This is a genomic window from Micromonospora sp. NPDC127501, from assembly GCF_040302185.1.
GTDB lineage: Bacteria > Actinomycetota > Actinomycetes > Mycobacteriales > Micromonosporaceae > Micromonospora.
The window spans coordinates 176,398-200,193 of sequence record NZ_JBEORJ010000007.1 but is presented as its reverse complement, the minus strand read 5'-3'; the positions used below and the strand labels follow the sequence as shown (position 1 = coordinate 200,193).

Below are 23,796 nucleotides of genomic sequence, written 5' to 3'. Positions count from 1 at the left end.
AGGCTGGTGGCATGAGTGATCCGAACGGGCTGATCCAACCGGGGCGCACCGCGCCCGGTTTCACCCTGCCGGCCACCCCGGACGGGGCTCTGCTGGGGCCCGAGCAGTTCCGTGGCCGGCCGGTCGTGCTCGCCTTCTACCCCGCCGACTGGAGCCCGGTCTGCGGTGACCAGATGTCGCTCTACCAGTCGGCGGCCCCCGTCTTCGCCCAGTACCAGGCGGTGGTTCTCGGCGTGTCGGTGGACAGCATCTGGTCCCACCGGGCGTTCGCGGAGAGCCGGGGCATCGAGTTTCCCCTGCTGGCCGACTTCGAGCCCAAGGGCGAGGTGGCCCGCAGCTACGGCGCGTACATGCCGAACGGTGAGGCGGCCCGCGCGCTGGTGGTGCTGGACCCGGCGGGGAAGGTGACCTGGAGCTACCTGTCGCCGCCCGACGTCAACCCCGGCGCCGACGGCATCTTCGACGCGCTGGACCAACTCGCCGCCGATCGGAAGGTGATGGCCGGATGAGCACGCCACTACAGGTCACCGCCCGACTTCGAGACCCGGTGACCACCGACGACCACATCCGGGGGCCGGCCGACGCGGCGGTGACCATCGTCGAGTACGGCGACTTCCAGTGCCAGTTCTGCGGTGCCGCGTACCCGAACCTGCACGAGTTGCTGCGGCAGCGTGCCGACACCGTACGGCTGGTCTACCGCTACTTCCCGATCGCCAACGTGCACCCGTACGCCGAACGGGCCGCCGAGACGGCCGAGGCCGCCGGGGTCCGGGGCCGGTTCTGGGAGATGCACGACTGGCTCTACGAGCATCAGGACCAACTCGACCCGGTGCACCTCTCGCTCGGCGTCGAGCAGGTCGGGTTGCCGCCGGACGAGTTGAACGCCGAGGTGGAGAACCGTACGCACGCGGACCGGGTGCGCCGGGACTTCGTGGGGGGCATCCGCAGCGGGGTGAACGGCACCCCGACCCTCTTCGTCAACGGCGTCAGGCACGACGGCGGGTACGACCTGCCCGACCTGCTGACGGCAGCGGACGCCGCCGCCAACGCCTGACCCGCTCAGATCAGCCGCAACTCGCGCGCCCGCCGGACCGCCTCGCGCCGGCGGGTCGCGTCGAGTTTGCGGTAGATGTTGCGGACGTGGGTCTTCACGGTGTTGACCGAGAGGGACAACTCGCTGGCGATCTCCACGTTGGACAGGATGCTCTGCAGGTAGCGCAGGATGGTCAGCTCCCGCTCGGTGAGCGGCTCGTCGAGCACGCCCTTCGGCCCGGCGGCCGGCCCGACGGCGCTCTGTCCCGCGCCCCGCACCAGGTCACTGACCAGCGTGAAGTGCGCGGTGCCCGCGTCCAGGTGTGCGGCCAGCAGGTCCCGAACGGGTGGTTCGGCGCGGGTGAAGACCCTGCGACAGCCCTGCGGGCCGGCCAGGTCCAGCGTCTGCTCCAGGATCCGACCCGCCCGTCGGCCGTCCCCGGCTCGCTGGGCCAGCACGGCGTCGAGCAGACCGGCGTCCAGGCGTACCGGTAGCGGCCAGGCCGTGGCGGCCGGCGCCTGCCAGTCCGGCAGGGTCCGCTCGGCGGTGGCGGCGTCGCCGGCCAGCAGCTGCACCTTCGCCAACGTCACCGCGAGCACCGGGTCGGCCCCCTCGTCGGCGGCGTCGGACAGCAGGTCACGGGCGGAGTCAAGGTCGCCCCGCGCGGCCCGCAGTTCGGCCTCGGCGGCCCGCAGCAGACCGGTCAGCTCGGCGGCGGACGGTCGGTCGGCCAGCGCCTCCCGGGCCCGGACGAGCAGCCGCTGGCCGCTCGCCGGCTCGCCGGAGTCGCGGTGGAGCTGCGCCTGACACAACGCGGCAACCGTCACCGCCACCGGTTCGTCGGCGGCAGCGGTCAGCCAGTCGTCGCTCACCTCGGGGTCGCCGTCCCGGCCGCCGGTCACGTTGAGCGCCGGGAGGGCGAGGGCGAGGTTCGCCGTAACCTCCTCGGGCTGGTCGCGCAGCAGCGCCACCACGGCGAGGGCCAGGTACGCGTGGCCGCAGTCGAGCCGACAGGACCAGCCCCGACAGGGCGGCATGCCGAGCGCGTCCCTGGCTGCCTGCTCGGCTGCCCGCAGCTCGCCGCGCACCGCGAGCAACAGCGCGGCGCGGCTCGCGGCGACCAGCTCGGTACGCGGCCGGCCCGCTTCCCGAGCGGCCGCCCGGGCCCGGACGAACCGGGCGGTGGGCAGCGCCCCGTCGGCCAGCTCGACCAGCCCGAGCGCGGTGCCGGTGAACGTCCGCAGGTCCAGGTCGTCGGCGGCGCCACCACCACCGGCCGTCGGGGCGGAGCCGGTCACCCCGGTCGGCAGCCGGGTCGGCGTGGCTTCCGCCGGGCGGGTGCGCAGTAGGCGAGCCGCGGCGGCCCGGACCTCGGTGCGGTCGTCGGCGAGCCGGGCCACCGTCAGCTCCAGCGCGGTGACCAACCGCAGGAACCGGTCCCGGCGCGGCACCGGCAGGCCCGCGGCGTGCCCGGCGGCGGCCCGCAGGTGACCGCTGGCGGCCGGCAGGTCAGCGGCGTACGCGCGCTCGGCGGCGCAGGCCAACGCCACCTCCGGGTCGGCGTGGATCACCTCCACCGGCGGCGGCGTGGGTGCCGGGGCGTGCACCGGGTCCCGGTCGTAGCGGGTCAACTCCGGCCAGTGCGCGACGAACACGTCACCGGCCAGGTCCCAGCGGCCGGCGGCCAGGGCGTGCCGCAGAGCGTCGGCCGGCCGGCCATCGCCCGCGTACCAGTCGGCGGCCCGGACGTGCAGCTCGCGCAGCTCGTCGGAGGGCAACCGGGCGAGGTCGGCACGGAGCAGGTCGGCGAGCAGGGACTCGTACCGGTACCACGGCGGCCGGGCGTCCTGCCGGTGCAGCAGACCACCGGTCCCGGCCAGGTCGGCCAGCACCTGCCCGGCGTCGGCGCGGCCGGTCAGCGCCTCGGCCAGGTCGGCGCAGACGGTGTCGACGACGGCGGTACGGCGCAGCAGATCCTCCTCGGCCGGGTCGAGCGTCGCCAGCACCTCCTCGTGCAGGTAGCCGGCGATCTCCGGCTGGTCTCCGCCGAACTGCCCCACCCAGCGTTCCGGGTCGGGCTGTCCGCGTACCGCCAGGGCGGCGATGCGCAGCGCGGCCGGCCAGCCGCCGGTGCGCTCCCGCAGCCGGTGCACGGTGGTCGCCGGCAGCGCGGCACCGTGGGCGGTGAGCAGGTCGGCCACCTCGTCGTCGGTGAACGCCAGCTCGTCCGGGCCGATCTCGGTCAGCTCGCCGGCGAGGCGGAGCCGGTGCAGTGGCAGGTGCAGTCCGGCCCGCGCGCCGATCACCAGACGGAGCCGCCGCCCGGCATGCCGCAGCAGGAACTCCAGGCCGGTCAACGCCGCCGGGTCGGCAACCCGGTGCAGGTCGTCCAGGATCAGCAGCACCGGCCGGTCGGCGGCGGCGAGCGTGGCGGCCAGCGCCTCCAACTGGTCGGGGCGCGGTGGCCGGTCGGGCACCGGGCCGCCCTCCGTCGCCCCGGTCGCCGAGCGCAGCGCCGCGGCGAGGTACGCCCAGAGCCGGTCGGAGTCGTCGCCGGCCTCCACCGACATCCACGCCGACACCGGGTCGTCAGCCGACGAGACCGACAGGTCGCCGGAGTCGGGCACGACCGCGCCCGGCTGCACGTCGGGTGGCGCGCCGCCCAGCCGCATCCACGAGGCGAGCAGGGTGGTCTTGCCCCAGCCGGCGGGGGCGGCCACCAGGGTGACCGGGCCCGCGCTGCCCTCGTCCAACCGGCGCAGCAGGCGGGGCCGGGCGACCACCGGCTCCGGCGGCACGGCCGGCGTCAGCCGGGACGCCAACAGCGGTGGCCCCGGTGCCGGTTCGACGCGTACGTGATCCTGTTCCGGCACCCAGCCCCACCCCCACCACGCGCTCCGCCCCCGGTCGGCGAGCGGTTACCCGGCACAGGCCGGTTCACCCCTTCCGGGCGAGCGCGCTTCACCCGGGTGCGACCGACGATTTGGGGACGTGAACCGGGAGGACGGGTGGTACCGATGGGACGGCTGGCACGGGCGGGACCCGCCGTGGGCGGCGCGGCGCTGGCCGGGGCGGCGCGGCTGCTGCGCGTACCCCATCGGGGTCCCCGGCCGGGCGCGGACGGCGACGCCGCCGCGCCGGCCCGGTGGGAGGTGGTGACCGTCGACCGGCCGCCGGAGCAGGTGCTTCCGGAGGGCCGCTGGCCGGAGCCGCTGCGCCGCCTGGACGGGGCGGTCGAGGTGCGGGTGCGCCCGGCGCCCGGTGACCGGGGCACCGAGCTGGCCGCCCGGCCGCTGGCCGGCGTCACCCCGCCAACCGGGCTGGCCGCGCACCTGGTCGGCGACGACCCGGGTCTGCTGGTCCGCCGGGCCCTGCGCCAGATCAAGCAACGGGTGGAGGCCGGTGAGGTGCTCCGCGCGGACCGGTCCGCGCTGGACCGCCCCGAGGTCCACGGGTGAGAGCGCTGTGTTGGATGGCCGCCGGCGAGCTGGCCGTACGCGAGGTCCCCGACCCGGAGCTGCGCAACGAGCGTGACGTCATCGTCCGGGTTCGGCGTAGCGCCACCTGCGGAGGCGACCTGCCGCTGCTGGCCGGCCGGCACCCGCTGCTGCGGCCCGGCGACGTGCTCGGCGCGGAGTTCCTGGGCGAGGTGGTGGAGGTCGGCCCCGGGGTCCGCCGACACCGCGCCGGCGATCGGGTGGTCGTCGGCGCGAGCGTGGCCTGCGGCGGTTGCTGGTACTGCCGTCAGGGCCTGCACTCCTGCTGCGACAACGCCCATGCCGATCTGGCCAGCGCCGACCCCGACTGGGCCCGCTCCGACGCCGGCTGTTTCGGCCGGCCCCGGGCGGCGGGCGGTTTCGCGGGCGGCCACGCGGAGTACGTACGGGTGCCGTACGCCGACGTGAGCGCCTTCCGGGTGCCGGACGCCGTCGACGACGACCGGGCGGTGTTCGCCGCGGACGTGGCGCCGACCGGGTGGCTCGCCGCCGAGGTGGGTGCGGTGCGCCCCGGCGACGTGGTGGCGATCTGGGGCGCCGGGGCGGTGGGTCAGCTGACCGCCCGGGCGGCGGTGCTGCGCGGTGCCGCCCGCGTGCTGGTCGTGGACCGGCACGAGGAGCGGTTGCGGATGGCCGAGCGGCACTCCGACGCCGAGCCGCTCGACTACCGCCGCACCGACGTCGCGGCCGAACTGCGCGACCGTAGCGGTGGGCGCGGGCCGGACGTGTGCGTGGTGGCGGTCGGCACGCCACCGGCCCGGTCGAGGGCCGACCGGTTCGGTGGCCAGCACGCCGACCGACCGGACGCGCTGCGGGAGGCCGTGCACGCGTGTCGCAAGAGCGGCGTGGTGGTGGTGCTCGGCGGCACGGGCGGTTTCGTCGACGCGTTCCCTCTGGGTGCGCTGACCGAGCGGCGTCTCACGCTGCGCGGCGCCGGTCGACCGGATCTGCGGGACGTGCCGATGCTGCTGGACCGGATGGCCCGTGACGAGCTGCGGACCGAACACCTGGCCACCCACCGGCTGCCGTTGACGCAGGGCCCCGAGGGGTACGCGCTGTTCCGGGACCGGGCCGACGGCTGCGTACGCGCCGTGTTCACGCCGTGACCACCTCCTCGTGATCCCTGATCGGCGATCACGAATGGCAGACTCTGAGGATGACTGGCGAGCGAACGTACGACGTGGTGCTGTTCGGAGCGACTGGGTTCACCGGCGGCCTGACCGCCGAATACCTGGCCCGACACGCGTCGGCCGAGCTGCGCTGGGCGCTGGCCGGGCGCAACCCGCAGCGCCTCGCCGCCGTACGGGACCGGCTCGCCGCGATCGACCCGAGCCTGGCCGACCTGCCGCTGCTCACCGCCGACGTGACCGACGCCGACTCCCTGCGGGCGGTGGCGGAGAGCGCCCGGGTGGTGGCCAGCACTGTCGGTCCGTACATCCACCACGGGGAGCCGCTGGTCGCGGCCTGCGCCCGGGCCGGCACCGACTATTTGGACATCACCGGCGAGCCGGAGTTCGTCGACCTCATGTACGTACGCCACCACGCCGAGGCGACCCGCACCGGCGCGCGGCTGGTGCACGCCTGCGGCTTCGACTCCGTCCCGCACGACCTGGGCGTCTGGTTCACCGTCAAGCAGCTGCCCGCCGACGTCCCGATCACCGTGGACGGGTACGTGCGCGCCGGCGGCCGGTTCTCCGCCGGCACCTACCACTCGGCGCTCACCGCGTTCTCCCGCACCGGGCAGGCCAGCCAGGCCGCCCGGGCCCGCCGGGCGGTCGAGCCGCGCCCCACCGACCGGCGGGTCCGGGCGGTGCCCGGTCGGCTGGCCCGCTCGGCGGAGCTGGGGATCTGGACCGTGCCGCTGCCGACCATCGACCCGCAGGTGGTCCGCCGCTCGGCCGCGGCCCGCCCGGAGTACGGCCCGGACTTCCGCTACCGGCACTTCGCCGCGGTGAAGCGGCTGCCCACCGTGCTGGCCGGCGCGGCCGGGCTCGGTGCGCTGATCGGGCTGGTGAAGCTGCCGCCCAGCCGGCGCTGGCTGCTCGGCCGGCTCGCGTCCGGGCAGGGGCCCACCGCCCAGCAGCGAGCGTCCTCCTGGTTCCGGGTCCGGTTCGTCGGCACCGGCGGCGGGCAGCGGGTGGTCACCGAGGTCGCCGGCGGTGACCCCGGCTACGACGAGACGGCGAAGATGCTCGCCGAGTCGGCGCTGTGCCTGGCGCTCGACGAGCTGCCGCCGACCGCCGGCCAGCTCACCCCGGTCGCCGCGATGGGTGACGCGTTGCTCGACCGGCTCGTCCGGGCCGGCCTCACCTTCCGGGTGCTCAAGCAGGAGACGCGGGAGGCGTCGGCTTGACCCTCAACCGGGTCGAGGGGGCAGGATGCCCAGCGTGAGCGACCTGCACAGCATCGGCGAGCTGGCCCGGGCCAGCGGCCTGACCGTCAGCGCACTGCGCTTCTACGACTCGGCGGGGGTGCTGGAGCCGGCCCTTGTCGACCCGGTGACCGGCTACCGCTGGTACACCGAGGGGCAGATCGCCCCGGCCCGGCTGGTGGCCGGGCTGCGCCGGATCGGCATGCCGGTGCCGGAGATCGCCGCCGCGGTACGCGCCGAGCCGGCCGTGGTGCACCAACTGCTCGACGCGCACCTGCGCCGGCTGGCCGACGGGCTCAGCGACGCCCGCCGCGAGGTCGACCGGCTCCGGGCCCTGGTCGACCCGGCCCCGTCGACCGCCACCACACTTCTGGTCGCCCCGGCCGCCCTGGCCGCGGCGCTCGACGCGGTGCGCTTCGCCGTCGGCGTCGACCCGGAGCTGCCGATGCTCGCCGGCGTGCTGTTCGACGTGGAGTCCGACGGTGTCCGGCTCGTCGCCACCGACCGGTACCGGCTCGCGCTGGCTCGGGCCCGGGCCGACGTCGACGGGCCGCCGGTGCGGGTGTTCGTTCCGGTGGCCCTCGTCGACCAGCTCCGGCCACTGCTCGACAGCGCCGACACCTGGCCGGTACGGCTGACAGTGGCGGGCGCGGACCTACGGGTGCGGGTGGCCGACCAGACGCTGACCGGCGCCGCCCTGCCGTACGAATTCCCGGACTACCACCGGCTGCTGCGCAAGTCCGTCGGTGAGCGGCCGGGCGCGCGCCGCATCCCGGTGGACGTGGCCGCGCTGCGCGCCGCGCTGGCCGACCCGGCGGCCCCCACTGTCGCCCTCGACCACGACGGCACGACCCGGGAGGTCACCGTGCTCGGTGTCGACGACCGGGGCGGGCTGCGGTTGCTTCCCGCCGCCGACCTGGGCACCGACGCGCTGCGGGTCGGGGTGGACGGTGGTTACCTGCTGGACGCGCTGAACGCGGCCGGCGCGCCGCAACTGGTGCTGGAGCTGGACGGGCCGATCGCCCCGCTGGCCGTACGCCGACCGGACGACGCGGACACCTACTCGGTGCTCATGCCGATCCGGCTCTGAGCCGGCGGCCAGCACTCCCCGTCCGGGGAGGAAAAGGCCGCGACGGTAGCATCTGGTGGTTCACCTGTGAACCCCGGACGGAGGCGTACGGAGCAGCATGCTCGACATGGAGTTGATCCGGAAGGATCGCGAGGCGGTGGCGACCGCGCTGGCGAAGCGTCTGGATCCCGCCGAGGTCACCCGTGCCCTGGACGAGATCCAGCGGCTCGACCAGGAACGCCGCGCTCTGATCACGGAGATCGACGCCGAGCGGCAGCGCCGCAAGGCCGAGGCCCGGGCGTACGCGCAGGCGAAGCGGGCCGGCGAGGAGCCGCAGGCCGCCGCGCCGGAGGCGGAGCGTAAGCAGCTCGCCGAGCTGGAGTCCCAGCTGGACGAGGTGCAGGCCCGGCTGCGCGACGCGATGAGTGAGCTGCCCAATCTGCCCAGCGACGACGTGGTGGCCGGCGGCAAGGAAGCCAACCGGGTGGTGAAGACCTTCGGCGAGCCGCCGGTGATCGAGAAGGTCCGCGACCACGTGGAGCTGAGCCGCGCGTTGGGCCTGGTCGACTACGAGCGCGGGGTCAAGCTCGGTGGGTCCGGTTTCTGGATCTACACCGGCGTCGGCGCCCGGCTGGAGTGGGCGCTGCTCAACTACTTCGTCGACCAGCACATCAAGGCCGGCTACGAGTTCCTGCTCCCGCCGCACCTGCTGCTGGATTCGGCCGGCTTCGCCGCCGGGCAGTTCCCCAAGTTCTACGACGACGTCTACCACCTGGACTCGGCGTCCGCCCCGCGTGGCCAGTTCCTGCTGCCCACGTCGGAGACGGCGATCCTCGGCGCGTACCAGGACGAGATCCTGGAGACCCCGAAGCTGCCGCTGAAGGCGTTCGCGTACACCCCGTGCTACCGGCGGGAGTCGGCCGGCTCGCACTCGGACGAGCGCGGCACGGTGCGGGGGCACCAGTTCAACAAGGTGGAGATCTTCCAGTTCACCCTGCCGGAGCAGGCCGACGCGGCGCTGGAGGAGATGCTCGCCCACGCCGAGAGCCTGGTCGAGGGGCTGGGTCTGCACTACCAGCGCACGCTGCTCTCGGCCGGTGACGCCAGCGCCTCGATGAAGAAGACCCTCGACATCGAGGTGTGGATGCCGAGCACCGGCAAGTACAAGGAGGTGTCGTCGGTCTCCTGGGCCGGCGACTACCAGGCTCGTCGGGCGGCCATCCGTTACCGCGAGCCGGGCGGCAAGCAGATCCGCTTCGTGCACACCCTCAACGGGTCGGCGCTGGCCACCAGCCGGCTCTTCCCGGCCATCCTGGAGCAGTTCCAGCAGGCCGACGGCAGCGTCCTGATTCCCAAGGTCCTCCAGGACCGCCTGGGCACCGACCGCCTGACCCCGCTGCGCTAGCTAGAGAACACCGCTCCCCGCACCTGGTCGACGGCGGCGGGACTGATGCCTTCGCACCGGTCCCGCCGCCGTCCACTTGGCCACGGGTGTGACACCGTGGTCAATCCCGACGCGGAGCTGTTCCGGCTCCGGCGCGGACGTGCGGTGCCGGTTCAGGCACCGAACACCTCGGCGTGGGTCAGTCGGGCGTCACCGGGCTGCCAGTCGGCGACCGCGATCGCCACGTACCGCCCGGAGGACCTGGTCGAGATGGTGGTCTCGGGTCGCGGCTTCGGGACCGAGGCGACCGCTACGTAGCCGAGCCCGTCGGCAGAGGTGGCTACGGTGATCGGCCGCCGCCGACCGGGAGTCCAGGTCAGGCGGACCGATGCCAGATCCCGGAGCGATCCGAGGTCGATCACCAATCGGCCGGTCGGGCCGGGTTGCCAGGCGGTACCCGGGTCGCCGTCGACGGCGGCCGACGGGTCGGTCATGCCAGCCGGGAGCGGTGACGTCGGGTAGGTCGTCCGAGACCGGGCCAGGTCGCTGGTTGGCGTCACCGTCCCACCCGCGAACGCGACGTCCCGGCTGCGTCCAGCGGGTACCGTCACCCGCCGTCGGGCGCCGCCGGCCGCGGACTCCAGCTGCACCATCACGATGTGCTCGGCGGGTGCGGTGATTCGGAGGTGGTGCGAGTCGGTGACGTCGAACCGGGTACCGGCGGGAATCGACTTCGCCGGCTGTGCCGCGGTCGCGGTGAACCGCGGCGGCTCGACGCGTGCGGTGGCGGCGGCAAGGTCGACCTGGTAGCTGGTGGTCCCGGATCCGGTGACCTGGCTTCCGTGGTACAACCGCAGCGTGGCCTGCTGCGACAGGGTGACGGCCGCCGTGGTGATGTCGTCGTCGGACAGGTTGAACAGGCTCAGGTATCCGTCCGCGTCACTCACGCGCAACGCCTCCGGACCGCCATCGGGCAGGGTTCGAGACGCCGCGGCGGCCAGGGCCGACCTGCTCGCGCCCGTGTACCCCTCGATGATCAGCCGAGTGCTGCCGGTGGCCGGTCCGCTGGACAGGGTGACGGTGGTGGCGGTCACGGTGATCGGATTCTGGCCGTTGTGGACCACCAGACCCGCTCGTCCGTCGACGTCCAGCCAGGAGCCGGCGATGGTCGGGCTGTCCGGCACGACCGCCGCGTCGCTCCAGTTGCTGCCGTCCAGAGAGGTCTGGATGACGTACCGGGTGCCGTACGCGGCCTCCCAGTCCAGGCGTACGCCGCTGATGTCGATGGACTCGCCGAGGTCGACGGCGAGCCAACTGTCCGCGCGGCCGCGTTCCTCCCGGGCGACCGCCCAACGGGTGCCGGACTTGCCGTCGGTCGCGTTCGGTGCGGGGTAGGCGGGGTCGGCGGACGAGGCCGTGGTGGGCCGGCCGGTGGCGAGGTCGATCCCGCTGGCGTCGAGCACGGCGAAGGCGAACAGGGAGTAGCCGTACTGGTTGACGGGGGATCGGCCGAGCATCCGCACGTACCTGGCTGGACGAGGCGCGAAGCTGATCTGGTCGGTTCCGCCGTCGCCGAGGCCCTGGTCTCCAGCCAGGGTGACGGACCCCTGTTCGCCGGTGAAGGTGCGGGTGCCGGTGAGCCCGGGTACACCGGGCATGTCCAGGTTGAACAGGGTGAGCGCGCCCTCGTCGGCACCGATGCCGGTGGTGGCGTACACGACCGTACCGGTGGGCAGCGTGACGTATCCCGCGGTGCCGCCGGCGACGCGTAGAACGGTGGCCGTGGCGTCGAGACCGTCCCGGGCCATGGTGTACGCAGCGGAGGTGCGGCCGAGGACCGGCGCCGACTGCCTCGGCAGCAGCGAGGCGGCCCGGGTGTCGAACAACCAGTTGTCGTGGGCGGGGGCCCACAGGAACGAGACGTACCCGGTCTTGCTGACCGCCGCGGCGAAGGCGGTCGGGGTTTGCTGGGCGGTCAGCCCGGCCTGCTCCCCGAAGTCCCGGGTGCCCGCCGCCGCCGCGAAGAACGTGGTGCTGGCGACCGGCTCGACCACGCCGCCGTTGGCTGCCCGCCAGGAATGGAAGAGATAACTGATGGCGAGTTCGGCCCGGGCCTCGGGCTCGTACTTCGGCTCGCCGCTGAACTTGGTGAGCCGATACTGGGGCGGGTAGTTCAGGTAGGGCATGAGCCGGTCGGCGAGGTCCGCCTCGGCCCGGGCGGCGTGCCGGTCGCCCTGGACCTGCGCGAGGAAGGCGAGCGGCAGGACGTCACGGCCGTACAGGTGGTAGCGGTCCGCGACCATCGGCATGAAGGGTTCGCCGGCATCGCTGGCCAGCAGCCGCATGGTCCGCCACAGCTGGGCGGCGCTGGGTTGCCGGGTGAGTGCCTCGGGGAGCGGTTGGCCGGCGGTGAGGAAGTGCGCGGCGGTACGACCCGCAGTGCGCCACAGTTCTTCCTGGTAGTGCGGGCCGAAGGAGCCGTGGTTCTCGACCAGGAACGTGTCGTGGATGTTGTGGGCGGTGTTCCAGTCCGCGACCGCCCGCCCGTCGACGACGGCGGGGTTGGCGCGGTCGGCTGCGGGTAGGCCGGTCGCGTTGAGCGTCCACGTCAGGAACCGCTCGCGCCACGCCGCGGCTGCGGGGTCGTCCGTCGCCCAGGCCAGGCCGGGCGCGATCGCCTGGGCGTACACCCCCATCTCCTCGAGCTTGGTGTCACCGATCCAGCCACCGGTGAGGCCGTTCGGCGTCCAACTGCCACTCAGCGGGTCGTTACCGGTGCCGAGGGAATGGGCGTACGCGGCCTGCCCGCGGGCGATGCGGTCGACGTTGTTGCGGGTCACCTCGTCCAGTTCGGACCACAGCAGTCGGGCGGCCAGGACGAAGTACAGCTCGAAGGTGCTGTCCCAGAAGAGCTGTCGGCCCCACTCGGTGCCGCCGGCGAGCCGGTTGGTGGCCGCAAATCGGCGGATGGTGGCGACGGTGCGGGCGTGCAGCGTGGCCCGGTCGACGCCTGCGGCCGCCGGGTCGTACCCGGGCGAGATGAGCAGGACCGCGTTACCGAGGACGACCGCGAACCTGAAGTCCGCGAGGCGGTACGCGTTGATCGCCGGATCCCATTGCTCCTCGGCCCATCGGGTGTGGGCGAGCAGCAGCGCGTGGTAGGTGTTGGCAACCGGGCCGGTGGCCGCAGCGTATGACGTGGTGGCGGCTGGCGCGGCTTGGGCGGTGGCGGCGGGTCGGGCGATGGCGAGTCCAGCGCCGATGGCGCTGCCAAGGATGAGGAGCCGCCGCCTGCTCAACTCGAATTCGGATGTACGCATGGTGGCCCTTCGGTGTGACAACGTTGTCAGACAGACTCTGACGATCGTTTCGGGATGTCAAGACCAACATCGTCGCCTCAGGGCTTCGGCCGGCGGGGGTTCCGGTACCGCAAGACACCCCCGCCCTTCCGGCCGTCGATCATGAAAGTTACTGCCCGTCGCCTCGGGGTGTCGTGGCAACAACTTCATGATCGACGAGGCGGGGTGGGGTGCGGAGGCGGTGGGTGCGGGCCCGGGTCAGGGCCGCCAGGATCAGCAGGGCCGCCAGGGTGGCCAGGAGCAGGGCTGGGCCGAGGGTGTCCACGGCGTTGGCCAGAGTGTGTTGGACCCGGGACGCCGCTCGGATGACCGGGTCTTGCAGGGCGTCGCGGCGGCCGGCGGCGAGCCGTAGCTCGTACCAGCCGTACCAGGCGACGTAGCCGCCGGCGACCAGCAGCATCAGGCCACTGAGACGGGGCACCAGCGCGCCGGCGACGCGCAGCCGGGCCACCAGGCCGTCGCGCAGCAGCGCCACCCCGAGCGCGGCGACCGCGACCACCAGACCCATCCCGAGGGCGTACGCACCGAACAGCGCCAACCCCTGACCGGTCGAGCCGGCCTGGAGGCTGGTCACCACGATGGCCAGGAACGGCGCGATGGCGCAGCCGAGTGACGCCAGCGCGTACGCCGCGCCGAACAGCACCATCGACGGCCAGGACCGGGTCAGCCGGGGTGCTCGGGCGGACCAGCCGGGGGCGGGCAGTCGCCGACCGGCGAGCAACCAGCAGCCGGCCACCACCAGCAGCACGCCGAGGGCCACGGTCAGCCACGGCAGCCGGGGCCGCAACCAGCCGGCCAGCGGCGCGAGCGCCAGGCCGACCGCGCCGAACACCAGCACGTACCCCACTGTCAGCCCAGCCGCCGCGGTGAGCGCGCGGCCGACCGCGCCGCGGGTGTCCGACCCTGCGACCAACAGCGAGAGGTACGCGGGCAGCAACGCGAAGCCGCACGGGTTGACCGCGCCGAGCATGCCGGCGGTCAGCGCGAGCAGCAGTGCGGCGCTCACGCCCCGGCCAGTGCGGCGACCCTGGCGGTGAGCGCCTCACCGTCGAGGAAGCCGTGGTGGACGACAGCGCCGTTCCGGTCGATGATCACGAAGATGCTCTGCTCGGTCACCTTGAACCGCTTCCAGAGCGTGCCCTTGGTGTCCTCGATCTGTGGCGTCGCACCGAGGTCGAACTCGGTGACGAACTCCTTCATGGCCTTCCGCTCGCCCAGTCCGGCGACGCCGACGATCGGCACGGTGTCCCGGTACCTGGGTTCGATCTCGGCCACCGTCCAGGCCTGACTGGCGCAGGTGGCGCACCACGGCGCCCAGAACCACAGCACCACCGGTTTGCCGGCGAACCGTGCCGCGTCGAACGCGGCCCCACCGAGCGTGGTCCCGGTGAAGCGCAGCACGTCCGGGACCTGCGTCGCGGATGGTCCGCCGGTCGGGGTGGGCGGGGCGCCGGTCGGGGTGGGCGGGGCGCCGGTCGAGGCCGGGGCCGATCCGGCGGCGACGGGCCCACCCGGCGCGGTGCCGGTACAGGCGGCGACGCCGACCAGGGCCACCACGAGCGCCCCGGCGGTGGCGGCACGGCGTAGCTGCCCGGCCGCTGCCCAGCGGCGTAGCTGCCCGGCCGCTGCCCAGCGGCGTAGCTGCCCGGCCCCTGTCCACGCCACGCTGATCCGCATCCGCTTCTCCGTTCCGGTCCGGAAGGGACCCATGCTGGGCCTGACGCTTCGCTATTCGGCCTTGGCGAGTCGGAGAGCCAGCTCCGGGCAGACCTTGACCGCCTTCAGCGCGCCCTCACGCAGCCAGGTCGGCACGGGGGTGGCCGGGAAGGCGGGATATCCGTTCGCGTCGAGCCGGATGAAGTCCGGTACGACGTGCGCGCACAGGCCGTGCCCGTCGCAGCGGGACCAGTCCAGGGTGAGCTTCTGCGGGTTCGCGTCGGGTGCGCCCGGCAGGCCCATCACACCCTTGACCCGACGGCCACAGCCGTCGCCGGTGCTGTGCAGCCGCAGGTCCTCGGCGAAGACCTCGATCGCGGAGAGCGCGAAGCGGGCGGTGCCGTCCGGGTGGCTGCACGCACCCCGGCCCTTCACCTCGCCGGCGGCGGCGCGCACCACGTCGGCCGGTTGGCTGCCGGCGACGGCCAGGTCCACCGCGCGGGCCAGGTCCGGCAGGCCCATCTTGCACGGCCCGCACTGGCCGGCGGACTCGCCGGCCAGATAGCGCACCACCTGGGCGGCCTCGCCGAGCGGGCAGGTGTCGACACCGAGCGGAACGATGATGCCCGCGCCCAGGGTGCCGCCGACCGCGGCCAAGCCCTTGCGGGAGACCTCGGCCTTCTCCGCCGCCTCCGGGGTGATCCACTTGCCGTGGTAGCCGCCCATCAGGATGCCCTGGACGTCCGGCACCTCGCACAGGTCGAGGACGTCGCGCAGCGGCATGCCGGCGGTGCACTCCACCACCGCCGGTCGGCCCGCCGCGCCGGTCACGGTGAGCAGCACCGTGCCCGGCTCGTCGTCGGTGCCGAGCGCCGCGTACTCGTACGGGCCCAGTCGGGCGCCGACGGCGAGCTGGGCAAACGTCTCGGCGTTGGACAGCAGGGTGGGCAGGCCGCTGACCCCGGAGTCGCTGGAGCGCTTCTTGGTGCCCGGCGGGATGTGCGGCAGCCCGTTGATCCCGTTGACCAGTGCGCCGCCCTCGCCGGAGATGAACCGGTGCGGCACTGTGACGATCGTCGTCTGCACCGGCATCCGGCGCTCGTCGAGGGCGTCCATCAGCGAGTCCCGGCCGACCCCGTCGTCCGCCACGCCGATCACGATCTCGTCGGCGTCCAGCGCGTACGCGGCCAGCGCCGCCCCGTCCAGGATCAGGTGCGGGGCGCGGGTCAGCAGGACCTTGTCCTTCCAGCTGGCCGGCTCCCCCTCGGTGGCGTTGACCACCACCACGGCGGCCAGGTCCTGCCGCTCGCAGGACTCCAGCACCGCGCGCATCTTGCGGGCGAACGGGAAGCCCGCCCCGCCCTTGCCCTTGAGCTGCATGCCCTCGGCGAGCTGGAGCAACTGCGCGGGCTCCATCGGGCCGATCGGTCCGTGCACCTCCTCGTGCGCGAGCAGGTCCAGCCGGCCGTACTCGGCGAAGCCGGCGGTGAGCCGCGGTTCGCCGACACAGGCGACCGGTGGCACGGCGGTCCGCATCACTTCGCCTCACCCCGCAGCCCGGCCCAGTACGCCCCGTCCACCGCGTCGGCGCTGGCCTTGCGGCGCTTGGACTTACCCTCGCCGGCTGCCCGCTTGGCGCGGCGGGACGCCAGGTCGACAAGGGTCGGGGTGTCGTCGACGGGCGGCGCCACCTCGTCCGGGACGTACCGGGCCGGCGGACGCCAGTAGTCCGGCTCCTCGGGCAGGTCGTCCTCGACGCTGTGCCGGCCGCTGCCGCTGCGCGGCGCCGACGAGATGGGGCTGCTGGAGATCGGCCCGGCCGAGATCGGCTCGACGGAGATCGGGCCGGCGGAGATGGGCTCGGCGGCCTGCCACCGGCGTGGGCTGTCCCACGGCTCCTCCGCCTCGTCGAAGGTCGAGCGCGGCGGCGCCGAGTAGCGGCTGCCGTCGTCCTCGCTGCGGGACCGGCGCCGGGACCGCTCAGAGGTGGGCTCGTCGGCGCGTCGCCGGCCGGTCGGCACGACCTCCTCGCGGGTGCGGGAGCCGCGCCGCCGGGTGCCCGGCTCCAGCTCCTCCTCGTCGCGTCGACGGGTGCCGGTCTCCTCCACGCTGCGGCGGGCCGATCGGCTGGCCGTGGTCTCCTCGGCCCGCCGGCTGCGCGAGGACCGTTCGGTGTCGCGGCGGGCCGCCGGCTCCTCTTCCCGCCGACGTCGGCTCGGCCGGGTCGGCTCGACGAGGGAACCGGGCTCGGGCACCACCGGGACGGTGAACCGTTCGGGGTCACGTCGCGCGGCCGGCGCGGCCCAGGTGGCGGTGGTGGTCTCCGCCCAGGCGGGACGCTTGTCGGCGGCCTTGCTGCGCCGACCCAACCCGGCCAGCAGCGATCTGGCGGTCTTCGCCTCCTCGGCCCGGCCGGCCATCACCGCGTTACGCACCGCGGCCTGGTGCTGCTCGCGGCTGCGCCGACCGATGGTGACCGAGAACCGGACCAGCAGGGCCAACACCACCAGCAGGATGCAGCCGAGGTAGCTGAACATCACCCAGGGCGCTGCGGCCCGACCGGCGTTGAGGCCGTGAAAGACGGCGAACGGCCAGGCCAGGTACGCGGTGGAGTGCAGCGTGCGCCACAGCCACTTCGGACCGACGCCGGCGAAGCGGGCCCGGATGATGCCGGTCCAGATCACGCTGACCATCAGCAGCGCGGCCACCGTGCCGAGCCCGACGTAGAGCCCCCGGCCGCCGACGAACGGCACCAGCGCGTCGGTCGCCGCCGCCCGCCCGGTGGCGATCTTGGTGAGGACGTGGAAGCCGAGCCCGGCAACGCCCAGCACACCGGTGGCCCGGTGCGCCGACTGCATCAGCACCCGGTGCGGGATGCGCAGCACCAGCCGGTCGGTGGCGAGCAGGCCGAGCATCACGGTGAGGCTCAACGCCACCAGGGAGACCACCCCGGCGAAGAACTCGGTGAAGAAGAAGCCGTACGCGTACGCCGTCTGACCGGTGCCGGTCAGCATGATCGCCGCCCAGAGCGCGGCGAGCACCGACGCGATCAGCAGGGCGCTCGCCGACCGTGACGGGGTGCGCACCCCCCGACTGCTTTCGCTGGTCCGGACGGTCGCCGCCTTCTTGTCCTGCTGTGCCCGGGCCATCTGCTCCTCGATCGTCTCGCGGCGGCGTACCACCGGCCGACCCCTGCTCCCCCATCCAGTACGGACCGGCGGGGCGCGCGGATCACCCGCCGACAGAAATTTCTGGGCCGGAATCGAACCGAGGGGCGCGGCCGTGCGTTGTACCCGCCCCAGCCAGCGGTCCGGACAGTGACGAATGTGCATGCATTGACAGTCGCTGCAACACGCTTGTAACCTTTCAGCAAATTTCAGCCAGGCTTGCAAGATTCCGGCAAGCCGGCACTCCCCCACCCCCGCACCACCACCCCCGCTCCCGCTCCCGTCAGGAGTCCCCATGCACCGACGTCGACGCGGCTCGGCGCTCCTCGCCCTCGGCCTGATCGCCAGCCTGCTCGTCCCCACCGCCGTGACGGCACCCCCGGCCGTCGCCGCCCCGTCCGGCGGCAAGAAGGTCATCGTCCAGCTCTTCGAGTGGAACTGGCCCTCGGTGGCCAGCGAGTGTCAGAGCACCCTCGGCCCGAAGGGCTACGGCTACGTGCAGGTCTCGCCCCCGCAGGAGCACGTGCGGGGCAACCAGTGGTGGCTGGCGTACCAGCCGGTCAGCTATCGGATCGAGTCCCGCAAGGGCACCCGGGCCCAGTTCCAGTCGATGGTGAACACCTGCCACGCGGCCGGAGTCAAGGTGATCGTCGACGCGGTGATCAACCACATGTCCGGTCAGGACAACGGCGGCACCGGCTGGGCCGGCTCGCCCTACTCGCACTACGACTACCCGGGCATCTACCAGACCCAGGACTTCCACCACTGCGGGCGCAACGGCGGCGACGACATCGCCAACTACAACGACCGGTACGAGGTGCAGAACTGCGAGCTGGTCAACCTCTCGGACCTGAAAACCGAGTCGGACTACGTCCGCACGAAGATCGCCTCGTACCTCAACGACCTGCTCTCGCTCGGCGTCGACGGTTTCCGGATGGACGCCAGCAAGCACATGCCGGCCGCCGACATCGCCGCCATCAGGGGCAAGCTGTCGCGCTCCGCGTACATCGTGCAGGAGGTCATCCACGGCGCCGGTGAGCCGGTGCAGCCGACCGAGTACACCGGCAACGGTGACGTGCACGAGTTCCGCTACGGCAAGGACCTGGCCCGGGTGTTCCGCTCCGAGCGGTTGGCGTACCTGCGCAACTTCGGCGAGGGCTGGGGGCACCTGCCCACCGGTCCGGCCTCGGTGTTCGTGGACAACCACGACACCCAACGCGACTCCGGCGGGGTGCTGACCTACCGCGACCGGGGCATCTACGCGCTGGCGAACGCGTTCATGCTGGCGTGGCCGTACGGCTCCCCGACCGTCATGTCCAGCTACACCTTCAGCAACCGGGACGCCGGCCCACCGTCGGACGGCGCCAACAAGACGCTCAACACCACCTGCTACTCCGGCTGGGAGTGCGAACACCGCTGGCCGGTCATCGCCAACATGGTCGGCTTCCGCAACGCCACCGAGGGCGCCGGCGTGGCCAACTGGTACGACAACGGCAACAACCACATCGCGTTCAGCCGCAGCGGCAAGGGCTTCATCACCGTCAACGACGAGGACGCCGCGGTGAACGGCCGCTCCTACTACACGGGGCTGCCCGCCGGTCGATACTGCGACGTCATCCACGGCACCTACGCGGGTGGCACGTGCAGCGGACCGGTGATCACGGTGGACGGTGGCGGCTGGTTCGCGGCGAACGTGCCGGCGCACGACGCCGTGGCCATCCACATCGGCGCACGAATCTGATTCGACCGGGGCCTCCGGACGGCGGGTCTCGCCGAACCGGGGGCCCCGAAGCGTCCGCCACCATAGAGTGGTTTCGTGCCGTTTGACCGAAAGACTCCGTACCGTCGTCGCGGCGTCTGGGTGGCCGCCGCGATCGGCGTACCCGCGCTGCTGGTGACCGCGCTGCTGGTCGGCCAGGCCCTCACCCCGACCTCGACGGCCCCCGACGACCGCAACGTGGTGGCAGCCGATCCCACTCCGAGCAGTGTGGAGCAGAGCCCGGAGGAGTCGATCCCCCCGGCCGCGCCCGCCCCGGACGGGTTGCCGGTGGTCGACTACGACCCCGCTCCCGGAGGGTTCCCCGCCGATCCGAACACCATGGACGTCACACCGCTGACCGACGGCGTGCACCCGACCAGACGGATCGCCGCGTACGACGCGCCCGGCGGTCGGCCGCGCGCCTTTCTCGAACCGACGATCAGAGGTGTCGAGCTGACCATGCCGGTCGCCCAGCGGCGCGCCGGCTGGACGGCCGTCCTGCTGCCCTCGGCCAACCGCCGGCTCGCCTGGCTGCCGCCCGGCGGGTTCGAGACGGTACCGCTGCGCGACCAGATCGTTGTGGAGCGCAAGGTCCACCGGCTCACCTGGTACCGGGCCGGCAAGGCGGTGCGCTCCTGGGAGGTCAGCCTCGGCCAGTCGGGCCAGGAGACCCCACTGGGGCGGACCTTCATCCTGGGCCGAACCCCACCGCCGGAGGAGGTCTACGGCGGGGTGGACATCTACGCCCTCGGTTCGGTGCCCGACGACCCGGAGTCGGTGCCGTCCGGGCTGCGCGGCGCGCACATCGGGGTGCACACCTGGCACCACGACGGCGAGCTGGGCGAGAACACCACGAACGGCTGTATCCGGCTGACCCGCAGCGGTCAGCGGGAACTGCTCGCCGAGGTCCGTCCCGGCAGCAGCGTCGTCGTGGTCGACCAACTGGCCGCCCCACCGCCGACCGCCTGAGCACCGGCCGGCACGGTCAGTCGCCGAGCAGCCAGCCGTTCTGCTCGGCGACCCGGATCGCGTCGGCCCGGTTACGGGCACCGGTCTTGCCGATCGCCGCCGACAGGTGGTTGCGTACCGTCCCCTCGGAGAGGTGCAACGCCCTGGCCAGGTCGGCGGCACTGCCACCGCCCCGGGCGGTCCGCAGCACCTCGGTCTCCCGCTCGGTCAGCGGGCTGACCCCGGCGGCCAGCGTCTCCGCGGCCAGCGTCGGGTCGACCACCCGCAGGCCGGCGTGCACCCGGCGGACCGCGTCGGCGAGCTGCCGGGCCGGGGTGTCCTTGACCACGAAACCGCTCGCACCGGCCTCCATCGCCCGACGCAGGTAGCCGGGCCGGCCGAAGGTCGTCACCACCAGCACCCGGCAGGTCGGCAGCGCGGCCCGCAACGCCGCGGTGGCGGCGATCCCGTCCAGGCCGGGCATCTCCACGTCCAGCAGGGCGACGTCGGGAGCGCTGCGTCGGGCCTCGGGCACCACCTCGTCGCCCCGGCCGACCTCGGCGACCACGGTGAGGTCCTCCTCCAGCGAGAGCAGAGCGGCCAGCGCACCCCGGACCAGCGCCTGGTCGTCGGCGAGCAGCAGCCGGATCGGCGTGGAGCCGCCGCTCACCGGGCCTCCCCCGGCGCGTGCACCCGCAGCAGAAAGCCGTCGCCCGACGGCCGACGGCCGACGGTCACCACCGCGTCCAGCCGCCGCGCCCGCTCCCGCAGGCCGACCAGCCCGTGCCCGCTCGGGTCGGGTGTGGACGGTCCACGACCGTCGTCACTGATGTCGACCCGATCCGCGTACACCCGGATCACGCAGCACCGCGCCCCGCTGTGCCGAACCACGTTGGTCACCCCTTCCCGTACCGCCCAGCCGAACAATCGGTCCCACTCCTCCGGCAGCTCCGGCACCTCGGCCGACACGTCCGCCGCGATGCCCGCCGCGGCCAGCGCGGAGCGGGCGCCGGCCAGCTCGGCGGCCAGGCTGACCTCGCGGTACGCCCCGACCGTCTGTCGTACGTCGGCCAGCGCGGCCCGGGCCAGCGCCTCCACCTCGGCGATCTCGGTGGCGGCCCGCTCCCGATCGACCTCGATCAGACGCCCGGCCAACTCGGCCTTGATCGCCACCACGGTCAGCGAGTGCCCGAGGATGTCGTGCAGGTCGCGGGCGGCGCGGGACCGTTCCTCGGCGACCGCGAGCCGACCGATCTCCTGTTGGGCGGCGCGGAGTTCGCTGTTGCGCTGGGCCAACTGGGACACCCCGAACATGGCGAACGAGGCGAGCAGCACCGCGAAGACGATGCCGCTCTCCGCCTCCCACCCCGGCACCAGCCAGGAGGCCAGCACGGGGGTAACCGCGCAGAGCACCACGGCGGCCAGTGCCTCCCACAGCGGCAGCAGGAACACCGCCGCCGCGGCCACGTAGACCAGGGTGGCCAGCCAGTCCCCTTCGGTGGCCGGAAGGCTGGCCAGGCCCACCGCGAGCAGCAGCGCCAGCCCGGCCCGCGCCCGGCCCACCGGGATCGGCAGCAGGGACTGGCGCAGCTTGCGGGCCCACTGGAACAGCAACACGTAACCGATGCCGAAGACGACCAGGGCCACCACGCCGAGGACCCGCCGCCACGGCTCCGGCTGGTGCAGCGCGGTGGCGAGCGGCACGTTGAGGAAGAACAGCCAGACGGCGGCCAGCAGCCAGCCGGTGACCCGCCAGTGGCGGCTCACCGGCCAGGGCTGCCCGGTCGAGAGGTCCATCGGGTTCACGCTAGCGGTCGCGGCCGGTCAGACCCGCGCGGTGTCCCGGCGGAACAGCCGGGCCGCGCCGACGCCGAAGAGCAGCGCCCAGACGACGAGGTTCGCCACCGCCGCCAGGCTCACCCCGTCACCGGTCAGTGGGGCGCGGGCCAGCACGCCCATGCCGTACACCGGGGTGAACTTCGCGACCTGCTGGAGCACGTCCGGCAGCACCTCGACCGGGACGAACAGCCCGCCGAACATGGCCAGCACCGCCAGGACGGGGCCGATGATCTGCATGACGTTCTCGGCCGGCGCCAGGTAGCCGATGAAGAGACCGAACGCGGCGAAGACCAGCGAGCCGACCCAGGCGGCGAGCCCGGACAGCAGCCAGACGTACGCCGGGACACGGACGCCGGCCACGGCGCCCACCAGGAACTCGATGACGACCGCGAGCAGACCGAGACTCATCGCGGTGATCAGCTTGGTCGCCACGTACGCCGCCGGGCGCAGCGGGGTGAGCCGCAGTTGCCGGCTCCAGCCCAGCGCCCGCTCGGTGGCCACCGCGCCACCGACGCTGGTGGTCGCCACCATGGCCGCGTAGACGGCCAGGCTGATCATGATGTACGCCGTCACCGGCCGACCGTTGTCCAGTGACTGCCCGCCCTGCGGCAGGCCGAAGATGAGGAAGAAGACGCCCGGCATGATCAGCGTGAAGGCGAGGGTGCGACGGTTGCGCAGCACCCGGCGCAGCTCGATGAGCAGGGCGCCGGGAGCGAACCCGCCCAGCGCGGGCAGCCGACGGTCCGGCCCGGTGACAGCGGCGCGGGTGGGGGTGGAGGTGGTCATCTCAGGCTCCGGTCTGCGCTGTGGTCAGGGCGAGGAAGGCGTCCTCGAGGTTGCGGGAGGTGATCTCGACGTCCCGGGCGGCGGTCCGGGTCAGCAGGTGCCGGGCGATGGCGTCCGAGTCGCCGGTCCGCACCAGCACGCTGTCGCCGCGCACCTCCACGGCGTCCACGCCGGGCAGCGCGGCGAGCGCGGCCTGGTCGGCGCCGGGCAGGGTGGCCCGAACGGTACGGCCGGCGGCCAGGTTCTTGATCTCCGCGGTGGTGCCGTCGGCGACGATGCGCCCCTGCCGGACCAGCACGATCCGGTCGGCGTACGCGTCCGCCTCGTCGAGGTAGTGGGTGGCGAAGATGACGGTCCGCCCGCGTCGGGCGTCGCGGCGCAGGGCCTGCCAGAAGTCCCGCCGCCCCTCGACGTCCATGCCGGTGGTCGGCTCGTCGAGCACCATCAGGTCCGGGTCGGGCAGCAGGGCCAGGGCGAAGCGCAGTCGCTGCTGCTGACCGCCCGAGCAGCGTCCGACCACCCGGTCGGCGATGTCGGTGATACCGGCCCGCTCCAGCACCTCCGCCGCGGGGCGGGTGTGCCGGTAGAAGTGCGCGGTCATCCGTACCGTCTCGCCCACTGTGAGGTCCTTGAGCAGCCCGCCGGTCTGGAGTACGGCGGCGACCCGGCCTCGGGCCACCGCGTCGTCCGGGGTGCCGCCAAGGACGCGGACGGTACCCCTGTCCGGGCGGGACAGCCCGAGCAGCATGTCGATCGTGGTGGTCTTGCCCGCGCCGTTCGGGCCGAGGAACGCCACCACCTCGCCGGGCTGCACCCGTAGGGTCAACTCGTCGACAGCGGTGACCGCGCCGAAGCTCTTGCTGAGGCCGTCCAACTCGACGGCCGGATGCGTACTGGTCATGCCACTGATGCTCCGGCGGGGCGTACC

General features: G+C 73.5%; 18 protein-coding genes and 1 pseudogene. 9 read left to right on the top strand and 10 right to left on the bottom strand.

Translation table 11 applies throughout. From position 1 onward, the window contains the following. The first annotated feature begins 11 nt into the window (after positions 1 to 11). Together ABTW72_RS18505 and ABTW72_RS18500 are read left to right on the top strand one after the other, a co-directional pair. Positions 12 to 509 carry a redoxin domain-containing protein gene (locus ABTW72_RS18505; protein ID WP_112675870.1) on the top strand — a complete coding sequence of 166 codons (498 nt, stop codon included), beginning with the start codon at positions 12 to 14 and terminating at the stop codon, positions 507 to 509. After that, complete coding sequence (locus ABTW72_RS18500; protein ID WP_350860267.1) at positions 506 to 1,054, top strand: DsbA family protein; 549 nt, start codon at positions 506 to 508, stop codon at positions 1,052 to 1,054. The genes ABTW72_RS18505 and ABTW72_RS18500 overlap by 4 nt, the downstream gene beginning before the upstream one ends. Before the next feature lie 5 nt (positions 1,055 to 1,059). Here the strand turns inward: ABTW72_RS18500 and ABTW72_RS18495 are convergent. Then, positions 1,060 to 3,974, bottom strand: a pseudogene (locus ABTW72_RS18495) (winged helix-turn-helix domain-containing protein). 76 nt (positions 3,975 to 4,050) lie between these two features. Between ABTW72_RS18495 and ABTW72_RS18490 the strand changes: the two are divergent. The 5 genes from ABTW72_RS18490 to serS all read left to right on the top strand — a co-directional run bounded on the left by ABTW72_RS18490 (position 4,051) and on the right by serS (position 9,375). Next, positions 4,051 to 4,491 carry a hypothetical protein gene (locus ABTW72_RS18490; RefSeq protein WP_502892219.1) on the top strand — a complete coding sequence of 147 codons (441 nt, stop codon included), beginning with the start codon at positions 4,051 to 4,053 and terminating at the stop codon, positions 4,489 to 4,491. Further along, positions 4,488 to 5,636: an alcohol dehydrogenase catalytic domain-containing protein gene (locus ABTW72_RS18485; RefSeq protein ID WP_350860262.1), complete on the top strand. Its 1,149-nt coding sequence runs from the start codon at positions 4,488 to 4,490 to the stop codon at positions 5,634 to 5,636. Before ABTW72_RS18490 ends, ABTW72_RS18485 begins: the two co-directional genes overlap by 4 nt. Positions 5,637 to 5,686: 50 nt before the next feature. Beyond that, entirely contained in the window at positions 5,687 to 6,883 is a 1,197-nt protein-coding gene (locus tag ABTW72_RS18480) for a saccharopine dehydrogenase family protein (protein WP_350860260.1), read from the top strand. A 25-nt stretch (positions 6,884 to 6,908) separates the two neighbouring features. Continuing rightward, the gene (locus ABTW72_RS18475; RefSeq protein ID WP_350860258.1) at positions 6,909 to 7,991 is read left to right on the top strand and encodes a DNA polymerase III subunit beta family protein; all 1,083 of its coding nucleotides are present in this window, start codon (positions 6,909 to 6,911) and stop codon (positions 7,989 to 7,991) included. A 97-nt stretch (positions 7,992 to 8,088) separates the two neighbouring features. Beyond that, a complete protein-coding gene (serS, locus tag ABTW72_RS18470) occupies positions 8,089 to 9,375 on the top strand; it encodes a serine--tRNA ligase (RefSeq protein ID WP_350860256.1) in 1,287 nt (428 codons plus the stop codon). A 152-nt stretch (positions 9,376 to 9,527) separates the two neighbouring features. Here serS and ABTW72_RS18465 read toward each other — a convergent pair whose 3' ends face one another. From ABTW72_RS18465 to ABTW72_RS18445, 5 genes are all read right to left on the bottom strand, one after another. After that, positions 9,528 to 12,674: a discoidin domain-containing protein gene (locus ABTW72_RS18465; protein WP_350860254.1), complete on the bottom strand. Its 3,147-nt coding sequence runs from the start codon at positions 12,672 to 12,674 to the stop codon at positions 9,528 to 9,530. 148 nt (positions 12,675 to 12,822) lie between these two features. Beyond that, on the bottom strand, positions 12,823 to 13,719 hold the full coding sequence (locus ABTW72_RS18460) for a cytochrome c biogenesis CcdA family protein (protein WP_350860252.1): 897 nt from the start codon (positions 13,717 to 13,719) through the stop codon (positions 12,823 to 12,825). Then, positions 13,716 to 14,390 (bottom strand): TlpA family protein disulfide reductase, encoded by a 675-nt coding sequence (locus ABTW72_RS18455; protein ID WP_350860251.1) that lies wholly within the window; start codon positions 14,388 to 14,390, stop codon positions 13,716 to 13,718. The genes ABTW72_RS18460 and ABTW72_RS18455 overlap by 4 nt, the downstream gene beginning before the upstream one ends. 51 nt (positions 14,391 to 14,441) lie before the next feature. Continuing rightward, positions 14,442 to 15,905: an NADH-ubiquinone oxidoreductase-F iron-sulfur binding region domain-containing protein gene (locus tag ABTW72_RS18450; protein WP_350860249.1), complete on the bottom strand. Its 1,464-nt coding sequence runs from the start codon at positions 15,903 to 15,905 to the stop codon at positions 14,442 to 14,444. Further along, positions 15,905 to 17,551, bottom strand: coding sequence for a ferric reductase-like transmembrane domain-containing protein (locus tag ABTW72_RS18445; protein WP_350860247.1), 1,647 nt, complete (start codon positions 17,549 to 17,551; stop codon positions 15,905 to 15,907). The genes ABTW72_RS18450 and ABTW72_RS18445 overlap by 1 nt, the downstream gene beginning before the upstream one ends. Positions 17,552 to 17,831: 280 nt before the next feature. On the opposite strand from ABTW72_RS18445, the gene ABTW72_RS18440 reads away from it, so the two are divergent. Next, positions 17,832 to 19,277 carry an alpha-amylase gene (locus ABTW72_RS18440; RefSeq protein WP_350860245.1) on the top strand — a complete coding sequence of 482 codons (1,446 nt, stop codon included), beginning with the start codon at positions 17,832 to 17,834 and terminating at the stop codon, positions 19,275 to 19,277. 75 nt (positions 19,278 to 19,352) lie between these two features. Beyond that, complete coding sequence (locus tag ABTW72_RS18435; protein WP_350860243.1) at positions 19,353 to 20,264, top strand: L,D-transpeptidase family protein; 912 nt, start codon at positions 19,353 to 19,355, stop codon at positions 20,262 to 20,264. Positions 20,265 to 20,280: 16 nt separating this feature from the next. On the opposite strand, the gene ABTW72_RS18430 is transcribed toward ABTW72_RS18435, so the two are convergent. The 4 genes from ABTW72_RS18430 to ABTW72_RS18415 are packed head-to-tail and all read right to left on the bottom strand — an operon-like array spanning position 20,281 to position 23,769. Beyond that, positions 20,281 to 20,913 (bottom strand): response regulator transcription factor, encoded by a 633-nt coding sequence (locus ABTW72_RS18430; protein WP_350860241.1) that lies wholly within the window; start codon positions 20,911 to 20,913, stop codon positions 20,281 to 20,283. Further along, a complete protein-coding gene (locus ABTW72_RS18425) occupies positions 20,910 to 22,040 on the bottom strand; it encodes a sensor histidine kinase (protein ID WP_350860239.1) in 1,131 nt (376 codons plus the stop codon). The genes ABTW72_RS18430 and ABTW72_RS18425 overlap by 4 nt, the downstream gene beginning before the upstream one ends. Before the next feature lie 27 nt (positions 22,041 to 22,067). Further along, positions 22,068 to 22,868, bottom strand: coding sequence for an ABC transporter permease (locus ABTW72_RS18420; RefSeq protein WP_350860238.1), 801 nt, complete (start codon positions 22,866 to 22,868; stop codon positions 22,068 to 22,070). A gap of 1 nt (position 22,869) precedes the next feature. After that, on the bottom strand, positions 22,870 to 23,769 hold the full coding sequence (locus ABTW72_RS18415) for an ABC transporter ATP-binding protein (RefSeq protein WP_350860237.1): 900 nt from the start codon (positions 23,767 to 23,769) through the stop codon (positions 22,870 to 22,872). Between the last annotated feature and the right edge of the window lie 27 nt (positions 23,770 to 23,796).